General features: G+C 42.6%; 14 protein-coding genes. 3 read left to right on the top strand and 11 right to left on the bottom strand.

Features of this window, described 5'->3' with window-relative positions; all coding sequences use genetic code 11:
- Positions 1–148: 148 nt before the first annotated feature.
- From ICN42_RS09405 to ICN42_RS09390, 4 genes are read right to left on the bottom strand one after another with little or no spacing between them, the layout of a single operon-like run.
- Entirely contained in the window at positions 149–535 is a 387-nt protein-coding gene (locus ICN42_RS09405; protein ID WP_216253814.1) for a carboxymuconolactone decarboxylase family protein, read from the bottom strand.
- Positions 532–2,160, bottom strand: coding sequence for a GMC family oxidoreductase (locus tag ICN42_RS09400; RefSeq protein WP_216253812.1), 1,629 nt, complete (start codon positions 2,158–2,160; stop codon positions 532–534). The genes ICN42_RS09405 and ICN42_RS09400 overlap by 4 nt, the downstream gene beginning before the upstream one ends.
- Positions 2,160–3,845 carry a thiamine pyrophosphate-binding protein gene (locus tag ICN42_RS09395; RefSeq protein ID WP_216253810.1) on the bottom strand — a complete coding sequence of 562 codons (1,686 nt, stop codon included), beginning with the start codon at positions 3,843–3,845 and terminating at the stop codon, positions 2,160–2,162. The genes ICN42_RS09400 and ICN42_RS09395 overlap by 1 nt, the downstream gene beginning before the upstream one ends.
- A 9-nt stretch (positions 3,846–3,854) precedes the next feature.
- Positions 3,855–4,826, bottom strand: coding sequence for a tripartite tricarboxylate transporter substrate binding protein (locus tag ICN42_RS09390; protein WP_216253808.1), 972 nt, complete (start codon positions 4,824–4,826; stop codon positions 3,855–3,857).
- A gap of 82 nt (positions 4,827–4,908) precedes the next feature.
- Between ICN42_RS09390 and ICN42_RS09385 the strand changes: the two genes are divergently transcribed.
- Positions 4,909–5,679: an IclR family transcriptional regulator gene (locus ICN42_RS09385; RefSeq protein ID WP_216253806.1), complete on the top strand. Its 771-nt coding sequence runs from the start codon at positions 4,909–4,911 to the stop codon at positions 5,677–5,679.
- Between the two features lie 173 nt (positions 5,680–5,852).
- On the opposite strand, the gene ICN42_RS09380 is transcribed toward ICN42_RS09385, so the two are convergent.
- The 5 genes from ICN42_RS09380 to ICN42_RS09360 are packed head-to-tail and all read right to left on the bottom strand — an operon-like array spanning position 5,853 to position 10,203.
- A complete protein-coding gene (locus tag ICN42_RS09380; protein ID WP_216253804.1) occupies positions 5,853–6,785 on the bottom strand; it encodes a 3-keto-5-aminohexanoate cleavage protein in 933 nt (310 codons plus the stop codon).
- A 2-nt stretch (positions 6,786–6,787) separates the two neighbouring features.
- Positions 6,788–7,534 carry an SDR family oxidoreductase gene (locus ICN42_RS09375; RefSeq protein ID WP_216253803.1) on the bottom strand — a complete coding sequence of 249 codons (747 nt, stop codon included), beginning with the start codon at positions 7,532–7,534 and terminating at the stop codon, positions 6,788–6,790.
- A gap of 5 nt (positions 7,535–7,539) precedes the next feature.
- Positions 7,540–8,508: a tripartite tricarboxylate transporter substrate binding protein gene (locus ICN42_RS09370; protein ID WP_216253800.1), complete on the bottom strand. Its 969-nt coding sequence runs from the start codon at positions 8,506–8,508 to the stop codon at positions 7,540–7,542.
- Positions 8,509–8,533: 25 nt separating this feature from the next.
- Entirely contained in the window at positions 8,534–8,842 is a 309-nt protein-coding gene (locus ICN42_RS09365) for a hypothetical protein (protein WP_216253798.1), read from the bottom strand.
- Positions 8,843–8,850: 8 nt separating this feature from the next.
- On the bottom strand, positions 8,851–10,203 hold the full coding sequence (locus tag ICN42_RS09360) for an acyclic terpene utilization AtuA family protein (RefSeq protein WP_216253795.1): 1,353 nt from the start codon (positions 10,201–10,203) through the stop codon (positions 8,851–8,853).
- Positions 10,204–10,292: 89 nt separating this feature from the next.
- Between ICN42_RS09360 and ICN42_RS09355 the strand changes: the two genes are divergently transcribed.
- Entirely contained in the window at positions 10,293–11,189 is an 897-nt protein-coding gene (locus ICN42_RS09355) for a LysR family transcriptional regulator (RefSeq protein ID WP_216253792.1), read from the top strand.
- A 74-nt stretch (positions 11,190–11,263) separates the two neighbouring features.
- Here ICN42_RS09355 and ICN42_RS09350 read toward each other — a convergent pair whose 3' ends face one another.
- Together ICN42_RS09350 and ICN42_RS09345 are read right to left on the bottom strand one after the other, a co-directional pair.
- On the bottom strand, positions 11,264–12,229 hold the full coding sequence (locus tag ICN42_RS09350; RefSeq protein ID WP_216253789.1) for a tripartite tricarboxylate transporter substrate binding protein: 966 nt from the start codon (positions 12,227–12,229) through the stop codon (positions 11,264–11,266).
- Between the two features lie 36 nt (positions 12,230–12,265).
- Positions 12,266–13,699: a sulfatase-like hydrolase/transferase gene (locus ICN42_RS09345; RefSeq protein WP_255539346.1), complete on the bottom strand. Its 1,434-nt coding sequence runs from the start codon at positions 13,697–13,699 to the stop codon at positions 12,266–12,268.
- 346 nt (positions 13,700–14,045) lie between these two features.
- Here ICN42_RS09345 and ICN42_RS11965 point away from each other — a divergent pair, with 346 nt between their 5' ends.
- On the top strand, positions 14,046–14,171 hold the full coding sequence (locus ICN42_RS11965; RefSeq protein WP_255539345.1) for a hypothetical protein: 126 nt from the start codon (positions 14,046–14,048) through the stop codon (positions 14,169–14,171).
- Positions 14,172–14,485 lie beyond the last annotated feature (314 nt).

Genomic DNA, 14,485 nt, shown 5'->3' with positions numbered 1-14,485 from the left:
ATGAATTAACGGCTGAGTGTATGCAGAACTTAAAAAAATGAACAAACGCTCCCAAGATGCCAACCTTGATTACCTCCCATATGAGACGAGCGTAAACCGACAAAGACTATAAGGCAGGTCTATTCAGCGCTAGCAGTATCACCAATGCTCAGGAATTTTTCTTGGCATTTTTAAGCTCTTCACACAAAATGGGTACAGCTAAATTGCATGAATGAATACCCATCACAGTGGTTAACTGAATAACCTCCAGTATCTCCTCTGGGGTTGCTCCAGCTTTTAATGCATTCTGCATATGTCGCCTTACTCCAGGTCCGTACATATGTGTAGTTGCCGCATTAATAGCCACCAAAATCAATTCCTTAAACTTCTTTGGAAGAGGACCATTCTTATGAGGGACGCTACGAAACTTTAAATAAGACTCCATAAATTCAGGGTCTAGGATTCGCAGCTGGTCCCATAATGGATTCCAATCACCGCTGGCTATGTGCTCCTCTATTAAAGGCGTTGGATAGGAAGCCTTATCTTTATGTTTCATATTAATTCCTGTGAAGAAAGTATCAGATGAGCAGCCCTCTCGCCAATCATCATTGCGGGTGCATTGGTATTTGACGAGGCCACAGTAGGCATGACCGATATATCAGCAATACGAAGGCGTTTTATACCGTGCACCCTGAGATTGCTATCTACTACTGAATTAGATTCATCCCCCATGCGACATGTGCCTACAGTGTGCCACGCAGTTTGACCAATGGTCTTGATGTAATCAAGGATTTCAACATCTTCAACAATTTCATTTCCAGGTCGAGTTTCATCATCTATTACTAATTGCATTTCCTTGGTTTTGGCAATTCTTCGTATTAATCTAATGAGCTCAATTGTTAACTTTTGGTCTTCTGGATCTTTCAAATAATTTGGCTGGATTTTTGGCGGATGATATGGGTTGGCTGACTTGATGTGTGTGGAACCTCTGGACTTCGGATACAGCAAAAATCCGCCTATAGAAAACCCTGAAAATTGATCGATCCCAGCACCTGGACTTCTAGAGTATCTATCAGCCCCACTTATGTGATAAATACGAATCATTACATTAGGATGACTAAGCCCATGGTTTGTCTTTGTAATAGCATGTGCCGTAGAAGAAGTGTTTGCCAAAAGCCCTTTTCTTGTAAAGATATACTGCAACCCGACCTTCATCTTTACTGCTACGCTATTCATCAAATCATTAATAGTCTCAGAAAGTTTTGATCTATAGGTACACCTCACTTGCAAGTGATCAATCATGTTTTCACCAACCGATGGCAAATGCTTTTTTACCTCTATTCCATAAGTTTTAAGAATATTTTGATCGCCAATTCCCGACAACTCTAATATTTGCGGAGATTGGATGGCGCCTGCAGATAAAATAGTTTCCCGCTTCGCATTAAAACGTAGCTCTTTCCCATCTTTAATGCATTCGACACCCATGCATTCATCACCATTAATAATTAACTTAGTAACAAATGTATTGGTAAGTATTGTTAAATTTCGCCTACCTTTTACTTTAGAGAGATAGCCTTTTGCTGCACTCCACCGAATCCCATTATGAGCACTCTGCTCTAAATACCTCACACCCTCATAATTAATAACGTTATAGTCTGCGGTCGGTTTTATTCCCGTCGCAAGACACCCATTGATAAACGCATCAGATATAGCATCCCGCTCCCTAATAGCCCGGTCAGTAACTTTGATTGGCCCATCCTTTCCTCTTAGCGGGTTTGTGCTGTAGGGATTTGATTCAATTTTCTTGAAAAATGGTAGGAGCTTTTCAAAACTCCACCCAGAAACCCCCAAGCCCTGCCAGCTATCGTATTCCTTAGGATCCCCCCATACATACGCCATACCATTTAATGAGCTTGATCCCCCTAAGGTTTTTCCCCTTGGCCAATAAATACTTTGGCCTTTCATAAATTCTTGAGGTTGAGTTTGAAATGGCCAAGCGTATTTTTTATTTGTAAGCAGCTTGCCCACACCCAAAGGGACATGAATCCATATATTACTGTCTGAACCGCCTCCCTCAATCAATAGGACATTAAAGCGATCATCCTCACTGAGACGCGAAGCTAATACCGACCCTGCTGACCCAGCACCAATAACAATGAAATCAAATTCTTGATCAAGCATTATTTTGCCCGGTGCGCAAATGAATCCCTTCTGAAGCTAAACAATGCATTAGGGTCAACTGAGACATCTATTACTGCCGGGGCATTAGCCGATAGGGCATCAACAAATACTCTTTCAAATTCTTTGATGCTTGATGCTCTATAGCCCTTTGCGCCCCATAGCTCGGCTAATTTATCGTATGGTGGGTTTGGCACATCCGCACCCATATAGCGTTTACCAAAAAAATCTTTCTGGTAGGCTTTTTCAGCTCCCCAACACCCATTATTCATGACAATACAAATTGAATTAATTTGGTATTGTGCGGCAGTTCCAAGTTCACTGGAAGTCATTCCAAAACCGCCATCACCCATAAGACTGATGACAGTTCTATCTGGACATGCTAATTTCACACCCAACCCACAGGCATATGAAAAACCAACCAGACCAAAATCTAAAGGTGTGAATAGGCTTGGTGGCTGAGCATAATTGAGGTTATCGGTAGCCTGCAAACATAAGGTGCCTGCATCCATAGTATATGCAGAGTCTTTTGGAGCTAAGTGCCTAATTGAACGATACAACTGGGCAGGTTGAATTAGGGCACTTGTAGAAGAAAAACTCTCACGCTCCGCTAAAAAATGTTTTCTTTTTTCTAAGAAGTCACTAGTCCAGGAAAAAACTTCTGCTGATCGGTGATGCCCGGCTAACGCATGAATTAAGGAAGATATAAATTCGCCAGAATCTGCATAAATCCCAATCTCTACTGGAAAAAATCTACCAATTGCCAAAGGGTCTAATTCAACCTGAATAATCTTTGCATTTGAATTGATGTTTTCGTAACTATAAAAAGTTGTATTGAACCCAATTCGGGTTCCAATCGCCAAAATGACATCTGCTTTCTTCATTAAATTCGAAGCAACAACATTGCCCCGAGGACCCACTTGTCCAGCATACAAATCAAAATCACAAGATACGGCATCCCCATGACCAGGCGACATTGCCACTGGCGCATACAATAAAGTAGCTAATTTTTCAACTAATTTGGATTGACGACCATTTTTAACTCCACCGCCAACTAAAATTAATGGCGACTTTGCTTTTGAAACAATTTTTACAGCGTTCTCAATAGAGGTTGCAGAAGCCCCACAAATAAAGTCGAATTGCCTACCCTTTGGGATATAGTCTTCGGTCTGAGTAATACTCTTAGATAAAACATCTCGAGGTATATTTAGTGCGACAGGTCCTTGTTTTGGGGTTGTTGCGGTCCGAAAGCCATCCCTCATTAACTCGGCAATCCTATCTGTACTTGGGATCAAAACCGATCGCTTCGTTACTGTTGATAATAATGAAGTCTGATCAACCTCTTGAAATGCATCTCGATATTGATGGGCTGAAGATAGCGAACCTGCAATAGCAACAACTGGCGAAAGCGCAGCTTTGGCTTGAGCCAATCCCGTAACTAAATTTGTAACTCCGGGACCATTTTGACCTGCAATAAATACGCCAGGCTTCCCCGATGCCCTTGCATAACCATCAGCCATATGGGTACCCGTTCGCTCATCCCGAACCCCAATAAACTTGATAGATTTTGCATCATACAACCCATCGAAAATTTCCATACCTGCAGAGCCAATTAAACCAAAAGCGGTATTTACACCTTCCTCTATTAAAGAGTTGACTACAATTTTTCCACCAATAATTTCTTTCATACCCGCCTTTTAGTCTGGTTGAATGCCTGCTGCTTTAATAATTTTTCCAAATTTATTAATTTCAGATCCGATGTACTTATCAAACGCATCCATATATATATCGGATGGCTCTAATCCTTGCGATTCAAATTTAGCAATAATTTCTGGATTCATTGAAATTAACTTAATTTCATTTGCGAATTTATCCATGATATTTTTTGGAGCATTTGATCTCATAACAAACCCATACCAAATGCGATAGTCAAAATCTTTGTACCCACTCTCAGCTACTGTGGGCACATTAGGTAATAAACTAGAGCGTCTAGCCCCAGTATTTGCCAGCGCCCTTATACGTCCGTCATTAATAAATGGCAATGCCAATGCAATCGGAGGGAAAGCAGTATCGATTCGCTGTGCAAAAACCTCGCTAACTGCTTCTTGAACACCTTTATATGGAATATGAGTTAATTTAATGTTTGTTTCCATTAAAAAGTACTCACCTGCCAGATGGGTAGCAGAGCCAATTCCTGCGGATCCGTAATTTAATTTATCTGGATTTTTTTTCGAGTACTCAATTAACTCACCTAAGGTCTTAAATTGCGAATTGGCGTTAACTATTATTAATGCGGGCGAACTTGCTACAAGAGCAACCCCGGAAAAATCCTTTAACGTATTAAATGGAAGCTCTTTCTTTAAGCTTGGGTTAACAGCATGTCCAGACGAAACAAACATAAGCGTATAGCCATCTGCAGGCAATGATTTCAGTATTTTTCCCGCTGTTACACCCCCCGCCCCCGAAATATTTTCGATAATCACCGAAACACCAAACTTTTTACTCAACTCCACACCATACATTCGAGCAATTACATCAGTTAATGCACCCGGGCTAAATGGGATCAAAATCTTAATTGGCTTTGACGGCCAAGATTCCTGCGCTACGGCCGAAGCAGATAAACACAGAAAGGAAAACAACAACCCAATCATAGCAATAGTTTTTCTCATCGTTTTCCCCAAAATTGATGATCAAAGATTATCTGTAATAGTTAAAATATAATTCCGATTATCGGAATTAAAGGTGGCAAGCATGACTGTCAAAAATGTAAAAAATTACAGCTCAACAATTAAAAGCGGTATAGATTTGCTTAGATGTTTTAGCCATTCAGAGCCTGTGATAGGAAATAAAAGGCTGAGTGAATTACTTGATCTTCCACCATCAACAGTAGCCCGCATAACCAATACCCTTTGCGATTTAGGATTGCTTAATAAAGCACCTCATGAAAGAAAGTATCAACTTGGTTATGGAGTGCTAAAGCTGGGCTACCCAGTAATTGCAAATATGCCAGAGAGGCACATTGCAAGAAATTGGATGAAAGAACTCACAGACAAGTCTCTCGGTCAAACCTCTATGGCCGTCCTAGATAATTTTGACGCAGTTTATGTAGAAAGCTTTAGGCCAGAAGAGCAGTGGCTGAGCATACCTGAAATTGGGACCACCAGACCAGTTTTATATACTGCCATCGGTCATGCGCTACTTTATAGCCTTGATAAACAAAAATTTAATTACCTCATGAATATTTTTCAATCGAAATATAAAGGGTCTGCTAATAAAATAATTTCGGATATTAAGGCTTCATTTTCACAAATTAACGAATGTGGCTATTGCATCATAAGAGGAACATATCGAAAGGAACTTCATGCGGTCGGAGTACCCCTAACCCCGCCAAATCACCCTGATCCAATAGCACTAAATCTCAGTTTAAGAGTTCAATCTGGCAGACATCCGAACCTAGAAAAATATGCAAAGCAGTTAATTGAGGTGAAAAATAAGACCTTAGCCGCCCTTCACACCAGCTAAACCCTAAGGACAGAATCCGACCCACAGCCGATATTGACGTATGCCACTTTGCTGGCGAATTTTTAATCCATCGGTCTCAATCTAAGATCTCATTTGATCCGCCAGCATTAATATGTATTACCCCAAGGTGTGCAGTGATTTCTATTTTTTATAGCCGCCTCAGCAACAATGAATTAAAAATTCACCTGGCTTGCTCCCTTTAGCTGAAGTAATAATCGAGCTTCATCAGGAGTTGCAATATCCAATCCAAGAGACTCAAGAATATTGCGAATGAGATGCACTTGATCGGCATTACTTTGAGCCAAACTTCCAGGACCCATCCACAAAGAATCCTCTAAGCCGACACGAACATGTCCACCCTGGGTTGCGGAAATACTGGCAATCCCCATTTGAGATTTTCCAGCCCCTAGTACCGACCAAATAAAATCATCACCAAACAAACGATCAGCTGTTCGCTTTAAGTGGGCGACATCATCTGGGTGTCCACCAATACCACCCAAAATACCGAAGACGGTTTGCACAAACAGCGGTGGCGTAGCAAGTTTACGATCGAGAAAGTGCGCGAGATTATACAAATGCGCGGTGTCATAGCATTCAAACTCAAAACGGGTTCCATTTTCTCTGCCGCACCTTAATACATGCTCAATATCAGCAAAGGTATTTTTAAAAACCAGATCCTTAGTACCGTCAAGAAAAGGTCTTTCCCAGGGGTACTTAAATTCTGTATAACGCTTCAACATAGGAAATAATCCAAAATTCATCGAGCCCATATTCAATGAAGCAAGCTCCGGTTTGAGCTCCAAGGCAGGCTGAAATCTCTCTTCCACCGTCATTGAAGGCGCACCGCCAGTGGTGATATTAATAATCGCATTACTTCGCGCTTTAATATCGGATACAAACTCCCGGAATGCTTGAGGTGTTTGAATTGGCCTGCCATCCTGAGGATTCCTGGCATGCAGATGAACAATGGCGGCGCCAGCATTATGTGCCTCAACCGCTGCGTCAGAAATTTGTTTCGGGGTGATAGGTAGATAGGGTGACATCGATGGCGTGTGAATAGACCCCGTGACCGCGCAGGTAATAATTACTTTTCGTTTATTTGACATAGTTATCTCCCGCCCGATACATCTAGCACCACACCATCAACATAAGATGATGCATCTGAAGCAAGCCATAGGATAGCTTCTGCTACTTCATCGGCGCTTCCATGACGACCCATGGGTACCGCTGTTTTTGCAAGCTCTTGCATATGCGCAATGCCGCCATGCACGTTATGGATCTCAGTTTCGATGAGACCCGGACTTACTGCATTCACCCTAATGCCTTCATGACCAACTTCTTTTGCTAATGCAAGTGTGAAAGTGCTTATTGCTGCTTTAGTTGCAGCATATCCCGATCCACCACCGAGCCCTCCGAGCCTAGCGGCTACCGAACTCAGATTTACAATAACTCCGCCAGCACCCCCATGTTTTGTAGACATCCTCCTGACGGCTTCGCGAGAACAGAAATAAGTACTAAAGACATTAGTTCTGAAAATCTGAGAAACATTTTCATCCGTTACATCTTCTACACGAAAATTTGCCAACATTCCTGCGTTATTTACCAAAACGTCTAGGCGTCCCCATTTCCGATCAACCGCCTTAAACATTCCCTCTGCTGCCTTAAAATCGCCCACATCTGCCTGAATAGCAATAGCTTCCCCACCGGCAGCTTCAATCGCTTGAACCACTTTATTGGCAGAAACTTGATCTTTCACATAATTAATTGCGACTCGATAACCTCGCAGTCCAGCCATGAGGGCAACACTTGCTCCAATTCCACGACTTGCGCCAGTAACTAACATTACTTTCTTCATATTTTTTACTCTGGTTGAATGTTGGCCTCTTTAACGAGGCGAGTCCATTTTGTGATTTCTGTTGAGATAAAAGCCTGCAGCTGATCTGGCCCTAAAGGCATAGGAGATAAACCGATTACAGCCAACTTCTCTTTTATATCGGGCTTTTTAAGGGCGCTCATGGTTGCAGCACTTAGTTTATTAACAACATCCTTGGGAATTCCTGCTGGCCCAACAATAGCAAACCAAGCGGTAATATCAAATCCTGGGAGTGTCTCAGCGATAGCTGGCCATTCTGGGGCGAGTGGAGTTCTTTTGGGTGCGGTAACTCCAAGGCTCTTCATCGTTCCACCCTTAGTCTGTGCAAGTGCATTGCCAATATCAGCAAATGTAAAATCTAGCGCGCCACCCATCACATCGTTAATCGCTAGTGGAATTCCTTTGTAGGGAACTGAAAGCACATCAATGCCGCCCAGTTTATTTAATAAGGCAATACAAACTTGTGAGCTTGAAGAACCGTAACCAGCGCTCATTTTTCCAGGGCTTTGCTTGGCATTTGCTATGAGCTCTTGAAGATTCTTCGCAGGGTTGCTACTTTTGGTAATAAGCACCAACATGTTTTCACCTACCCCTACGATTGGGGTGAAATCTTTAGTGGGATCGTAGGGAATCTTCTTGAGCAAGGCGACATTAGAAGAGATCGCAGAATTGGAGGAGAAAAGAAGTGTGTAGCCATCTGGGTTAGAGCGAATAACCTCCATGGCAGCGATTGATCCTGACGCGCCGGGCTTATTATCGATAACCACTGGCTGCCCGAGTGCGCTGGAGATTTGTTGCCCCATAATTCTGGCGGCCATATCGGTTGCTGACCCAGGTGGAAATGGCACGATCATTTTTATTTGTTTTTGCGGAAAGCTTTGCGCAAGCGCGGCTATCGAAAATATATTGATAGATATTGCCAAAAGTAAAACATTAAGGATTTTTTTATAGCTCATGATGTCTCCTAGGGATTTTTATTTTTTATTCGATTGCCATGCTTAACAAGTGAAATGAAAGTGACTTGCCATGCATATCTAGATTCAAAGAGTCATTCACGCCGCCATCTAGGACATCATGAAGAACAAAGTTCATCGCATGTAATTTAGGAAGTAGATAGCGAGTGACTTTACTGGGGGCACGATCAGAAAATTGCTTGATGACACGTTCTTCCGTTACTTCTCGCACCAAAATCTCATAGTCTTCAGACTTATAAGCAATGAGGCTGATATTGGAGATATTACCTTTGTCACCAGTTCTGGCATGAGCAATTTCATATAGGGTTCTTGTCATCTTTTTCTCTAATTCTGAGTGTTAAAGAAGTAAAAGTTCGCTGGTGCGTGGCTACGATTGACTAAGCACGAACGGGTGGAGAGGCGGCGACGCTTACCAACTCGCACGCCGCCGCCGCCAGCGGGGCCCCCAGTCCATAAGGCAGTTAATTCTCTTAATAAGTGGTCGATCTCATCAAGATCCTGATGTTGCCCTGCCACTCTGAGGCGAATATCTTGGGAATTCGTCATAGGGGTCCGTGCAAGCATATGGTTTTTATCGTCGCCAAGAATGCTAGATACCCCAATTAGGTCGAAGCGGAGGTGCATGATCACCCCCATTCTTTTTTGCAGAATATCCATAGCCAAACGTGCGCGACCTTCTGCATTTTGGCCTGCATAAGAAATTTCTCCCTCACCAAACCAGCCGCCATCAAAGAACACATTCGCCTTAAGGGTGGATGTTTGAGGGCGGCCCTTAACCCCGCTCAGGCGAACTTGATTCCTCCCCAATTCCTCTACCGCTGCCTCAGTGATATCTGCCACAACATCTGGAGTGATATACGCTGCAGGATCGTGAAGCTCATAAAGTAACTGCTCCTTAACTGTTTGCATGCTTACAAGACCGCCAGTGTTGTTGGCTTTAGTGAGAATGCACGAGCCATCCGGAAATACTTCCGCAATTGGAAATCCAACATCGTGCATATCCGGCACCTCCTTTTTGCCGGGGTCTGCGAAATACCCACCACTTACCTGTGCGCCACATTCCAAGAGGTGGCCAGCCATAGTGGCTCCAGCAATTTCATCCCATTGATCTGTACGCCACTGGTAGTGAGCCATAGCAGGACCAACAGTAAGGGATGGGTCGGCCACTCTTCCCGCTACAACAATTTGCGCGCCAGATTGGATAGCTCGAGCAATTTCTAAGGCACCTTGATAGGCGTTTGCGCAGACAAATTTTTTACTATCAAACTCGTCACCCAAATGCTCTTCAATAATTTTGCGACCACGCTCACCAGATAGATCATCGCCCTCAACCACTGCAATACGGGGCTCAGGAAGATTTAACTCTTTTGCAATTTTCAAAATCAACTTAGCGGCGCCTCTTGGGTTAGCCGCGCCAAAATTGCCCACAATAGTGATGCCGTGCCTTAAACAATCGGCCAGAATTGGTTTAATTTCTAACTCCAGTAGCGGTTCATATCCCAGATCAGGGTTCAATTGCTTTGTAAGTTGATGGGTGGCTAGCGTGCGCTCGGCTAAATTCTCAAAAATAATGGCGCTTGGCCCACCTCGCTCAATTAAGGTTTTTACAACGGGTAGGGCTACATCCGTCCTATCACCGGAAAATCCAGCGCCGCAGCCAATCGAAATTGTTTTCATAACCAATCTATTTGATAAAACATCCACTATGCGCCATATATGTTATACATGTAAACTTAATTTATTGAACTAATTATTCCAATTTATTAATGAATATATCCGGACGTTTAATCGATGCATTTTTGGCTTTAGAGGAAACAAGGCGCTTTGCAATTGCCGCGGAGCGTTGCCATGTGTCGCCCTCGGCATTCAGCCAGATGATCACTCGGCTTGAAGAAAAGGTTGGCGCCCGTTTATTTGATCGAGACACTCGAAACGTCTCTTTGACTGCCGAGGGAGAAATCTTCTCAAAAGGCGCCCATCGAATTGCTAACGAAATTACCAATTCAATTGCTGAGTTACGGGATCGAGCCTCTTGTGCCGTTGGAAGAGTGTCTATCGCAGCCCCACCTTCTTTATCTGCTTCCTGGTTACCTAAGCAGATGGCGGAATTTAAGCGAGAGCATCCAGGCATTAACTTGCAATTGCATGATGTCGTTTCGGATCGATGCATCGAGATGGTTGCCAATGGTGAAGTCGACTTTGGTTTAAATGCTCGATCATCCCACGCAAAAGAATTTGATTCTGTTCTCTTGGCGCAAGAAGGGATGTTTTTAATTTGTCGCGCCAATCACTACCTTGCTAAACGCAAATCGCTAAAGCTTAAGGATCTATCCGGCTGCGTGATGGTGAATACAGTTAGATCCGGAAGTGTTTGGCAGCAATTGCAAGAGCTACTCAAATCAATTGATATTAAAGACAGTGGATTTGAGGTATCCCAATTTGGCACTTTGGCAGGCCTGGTGGCTAATGATTTTGGGATTAGTGTGGTGCCACAGTTTGCTATTCAGCTATGCAAGTTACCGGGCTTAGCGGCGATTCCTATTGAGGATCAAAAAGCCGTAAGGCCTATTTATATGTTAAAAAGAAAAGGTCGCAGCTTATCTCCTGCAGCTCAAGCTATGTGGTCAAAATTAGTCAAAAATGCGAGCGACTTAACTATTTAGCTCGTTTTCTAAGAATACAAATCCCATCAAAGAGAATGGTCTACTTTCCTGGCTATTTGCCCGGACTGCACACATTACTCGGGCTTAATCCCTGCAGCCTTAACTAATGGTGGCCACTTTGCTAAATCCTTTAACATAAAACTATAGAAATCTGCCGAGCTGGTATTAAGACTAGCATCAAGACCAATATTTGCTAATCTCTGCCTAACCTCCGGCTCTTTTGAGATCGCATTAATTTCTTGTAACAATTTTTGTTGGATTTGCATAGATAAACCAGCGGGTGCCACCACACCAAACCACTGAAGCGTATATACACCAGGGAGAGTTTCACTTACGGTTGGTGTATTTGGCAAAAGATTTGATCGCTTTTGACCAGTTACAGCGATTGCTTTAAGTTTCCCAGACTTAATATAGGGTAAAGATGGCGCAAGACCAAGCATGCCGAACTTAACCTGACCGCCAACTAAATCAGTTATAGCTTGTCCACCCCCCTTGTAAGGCACGTGCGTTATATCAATGCCTGATTTCAACTTAATCAATTCCATCCCCAAATGCTGAGCAGTGCCTTGCCCTGTAGAAGCATAGGGTTCTCCAGGTTTACTTTTGATGTAATCAATTAGCTCCTTGAGTGTGTTTGGGGGGAAGCTTGGATTGGCAACAATAATATGTTGCCCCTCGGCTATCATTGTGATCAGCGTGAAATCCTTAATTGGGTCCGACCCAAGATTGGCATATAGCGCTGGTGCAATCGTGTTTGAATCCAAAAATATCCCCAGCGTATATCCATCTGGAGTAGCGCGAGCTACATAGTCCGTTCCAACAGTCCCCCCTGCCCCTGGTTTATTTTCAACATAAAAGGTTGAGTCCATTCTTTTTGTAAGGTGCTGCGCATAGAGCCTAGCAACTACATCCGTCACCCCCCCAGATGCAAATGGAACAACTATCGTTACGGGTCTACTTGGATAATCTCTTTGAGCCAAAACGATTAGCGAATAAAAGACAATTACCAAACTGAAAATAATTCGAATAAAAATTTTCATACTGATTTCCTAGTGCTAAAAAGCTTTTAGAGGTCATTAATTAGGGTTAAATTTTTTATCTGCCGGTGTTTCTCCCATATAACCAAGCCCGAAGGCAGCGTCCCCGCCACCATATCTCTTGATTAACTCGTTTTGATCATCTTTTGCAAGGCGATCAATTTTTTCGGGGTCTAATAATTCTCTTAACTCCAATTCAAAGCTGGAAAGAATATCTTTATACGCAGGATCTCCTGCCAAATTTTTCAACTCTTCGGGATCTGACTCAAGATTAAATAACTCAGGTTGATACCCTACGTAATAATGATATTTAAAATTGCCTCGAGTTAGCATGAATGCGGCGGTGTCCGCTCCAACAGCCTCATATTCACTAAAGCCCAATCGACTGGTATCGTCTGCCTGTTCTGCAACCTCAAAAAGAGATTTGCCCGGAAGACTTTCCTCATCTTCACTGAGCTCTATACCCATACAATCCAATATTGTGGGGTATATATCCACTAATCCAACATTTGTATTGCAAACTTTTGACTCAACATCAGGCCCTGCAAGAATCATCGGGATGCCAGTTGACTCCCGATATAGGACATCCTTATTCCATAACCCGCGAGCTCCCAAATTATCGCCATGATCACTGCTGTAAATTATTCGGGTTGTTTGCGACAATCCAGTCGAATCAAGCGTTTCAATAATTCTTCCAATTTGGAAATCTAAGAAACTTATCAACCCAAAATAACAGGCCATTGCCAAACGCCTTTTATCATCAGAATCAAAAGTGGCATCATGATCCCAAAAACTTGCCATTCTTTGCACCCATGGATGACGAATATATCCATTTCTTGGCAATAATTTAGGCATTGGAAAATCTATACTTAGATAGGGATTTACAAACTCCTCAGGCACTACTAACGGCATATGCGGAGCTACAAATCCCACAAATAACGTCCAAGGATTTGGGTCTGGATTATTTGCGCGATCCTTAAGCCAATCTATTGTTAATTGACATATTCTCTGGTCATAACGGTTGTAATTTGAAAGGCCTGGGCCAACTTTGGTGTAAAGCTCAGATAAGCCCGCTTTTTCTGGCATTGGATCGCGAACCGAACCCCAAAGTTGCCCAATTCCATTCAAAATATGCATTGGCTCATGCTGCTTATCAAATCCTGTAGAAAGTTGTGCGTCTTGATAATGCAATTTCCCAATAGACTCAACCCTACAGCCATTTTCTTGAAGTCGATGACCCCAACTTGGTATTCGCCCATCATAAGCAATGGCGTTATCCCAGTAACCAATATCATGGACATATCTACCGGTTGCTAAACTAGCTCGTGTGGGCACGCAAACAGGGCACGATGTCCAAGCATTATTAAATCGAACACCGCGATCTGCTAGGCCATCGATATTTGGGGTTTTAACAAAGGGGTGTCCTGAGCAACCCATATAACGTGGATCATGTTCATCCGAAAAGATAAACAATAAATTCTGCGGTTTGATAATTTACTCTCCCAGTTTTGTAGGTTGCCACGAAGGAAGCTTAGATCGAATTAATGAGTTTTGAGGACACAATACACATAAGATTGTGTGATATCCAAAGAAAAATATGTATCTGAAAATGATGCTATGGCTTTAAAAATCAGCATTAAATGCTGATTAATTGAGTTTTTACAGAATTATATGAAGCCGTAGAGATTTAGCGCGTATCTGCTATTCATAAGATGGCAATCTTCGAACTTAAAGAGTTTTTGTTGTCAAGGACGACTGGCAAAAGGAGCAACAAGCACTAGACATTGAACATAGAGACCAAACTAGAATGATTAAGGCCATGCAATCTAAAGCATTGGTAGAGCTCAATACCTCCACCGTCGCCAAGAGAGCAGAGTTTCTTAATGAAAGTCTAATCGACATCGAATTGACTAAAGAGCAATGCGAGGAATTTAATACGATTTAATGGAATCTACAACTTATCGAAAAGGTTATGGTGACTAAAAAAATTAGCGGTGAAACAAGGTCATCTTCAAAAAATCACGGTGAAGAAGATGACTGGAACAAATCCCGAAACATCCCTCAAAGAAACTTGCAGCGCATATCAAGGTCAAATGCATTAATAGCTTTTGCCCGTTCGGGTCTTACGATTAGAGTTACAACTTTTTGAGCGCGCGTCAACATGCTACCAGATAGTCACCTACGAATCCTGCGCCAAATACATAAATCTTTCGATATTTAAACAATAAAAATTTATCTTGTTAGAAGAAATTTGACTTT

Origin of the sequence: Polynucleobacter sp. 71A-WALBACH (assembly GCF_018882365.1) — a bacterium.
Taxonomy (GTDB): Bacteria; Pseudomonadota; Gammaproteobacteria; order Burkholderiales; family Burkholderiaceae; genus Polynucleobacter.
The sequence above is the reverse complement of the archived record's forward strand: the minus strand, read 5'-3'. Positions and strand labels throughout refer to the sequence as shown.

What these genes read in the sequence shown, in the direction of transcription:
- ICN42_RS09385 (WP_216253806.1), top strand. Translation starts at nt 4,909, where the DNA reads ATGACTGTCAAAAATGTAAAAAATTACAGCTCAACAATTAAAAGCGGT.
- ICN42_RS09400 (WP_216253812.1), bottom strand. Translation starts at nt 2,160, where the DNA reads ATGCTTGATCAAGAATTTGATTTCATTGTTATTGGTGCTGGGTCAGCA.
- ICN42_RS09390 (WP_216253808.1), bottom strand. Translation starts at nt 4,826, where the DNA reads ATGAGAAAAACTATTGCTATGATTGGGTTGTTGTTTTCCTTTCTGTGT.
- ICN42_RS09405 (WP_216253814.1), bottom strand. Translation starts at nt 535, where the DNA reads ATGAAACATAAAGATAAGGCTTCCTATCCAACGCCTTTAATAGAGGAG.
- ICN42_RS09365 (WP_216253798.1), bottom strand. Translation starts at nt 8,842, where the DNA reads ATGACAAGAACCCTATATGAAATTGCTCATGCCAGAACTGGTGACAAA.
- ICN42_RS09395 (WP_216253810.1), bottom strand. Translation starts at nt 3,845, where the DNA reads ATGAAAGAAATTATTGGTGGAAAAATTGTAGTCAACTCTTTAATAGAG.
- ICN42_RS11965 (WP_255539345.1), top strand. Translation starts at nt 14,046, where the DNA reads ATGCAATCTAAAGCATTGGTAGAGCTCAATACCTCCACCGTCGCCAAG.
- ICN42_RS09360 (WP_216253795.1), bottom strand. Translation starts at nt 10,203, where the DNA reads ATGAAAACAATTTCGATTGGCTGCGGCGCTGGATTTTCCGGTGATAGG.
- ICN42_RS09350 (WP_216253789.1), bottom strand. Translation starts at nt 12,229, where the DNA reads ATGAAAATTTTTATTCGAATTATTTTCAGTTTGGTAATTGTCTTTTAT.
- ICN42_RS09370 (WP_216253800.1), bottom strand. Translation starts at nt 8,508, where the DNA reads ATGAGCTATAAAAAAATCCTTAATGTTTTACTTTTGGCAATATCTATC.
- ICN42_RS09375 (WP_216253803.1), bottom strand. Translation starts at nt 7,534, where the DNA reads ATGAAGAAAGTAATGTTAGTTACTGGCGCAAGTCGTGGAATTGGAGCA.
- ICN42_RS09355 (WP_216253792.1), top strand. Translation starts at nt 10,293, where the DNA reads ATGAATATATCCGGACGTTTAATCGATGCATTTTTGGCTTTAGAGGAA.
- ICN42_RS09380 (WP_216253804.1), bottom strand. Translation starts at nt 6,785, where the DNA reads ATGTCAAATAAACGAAAAGTAATTATTACCTGCGCGGTCACGGGGTCT.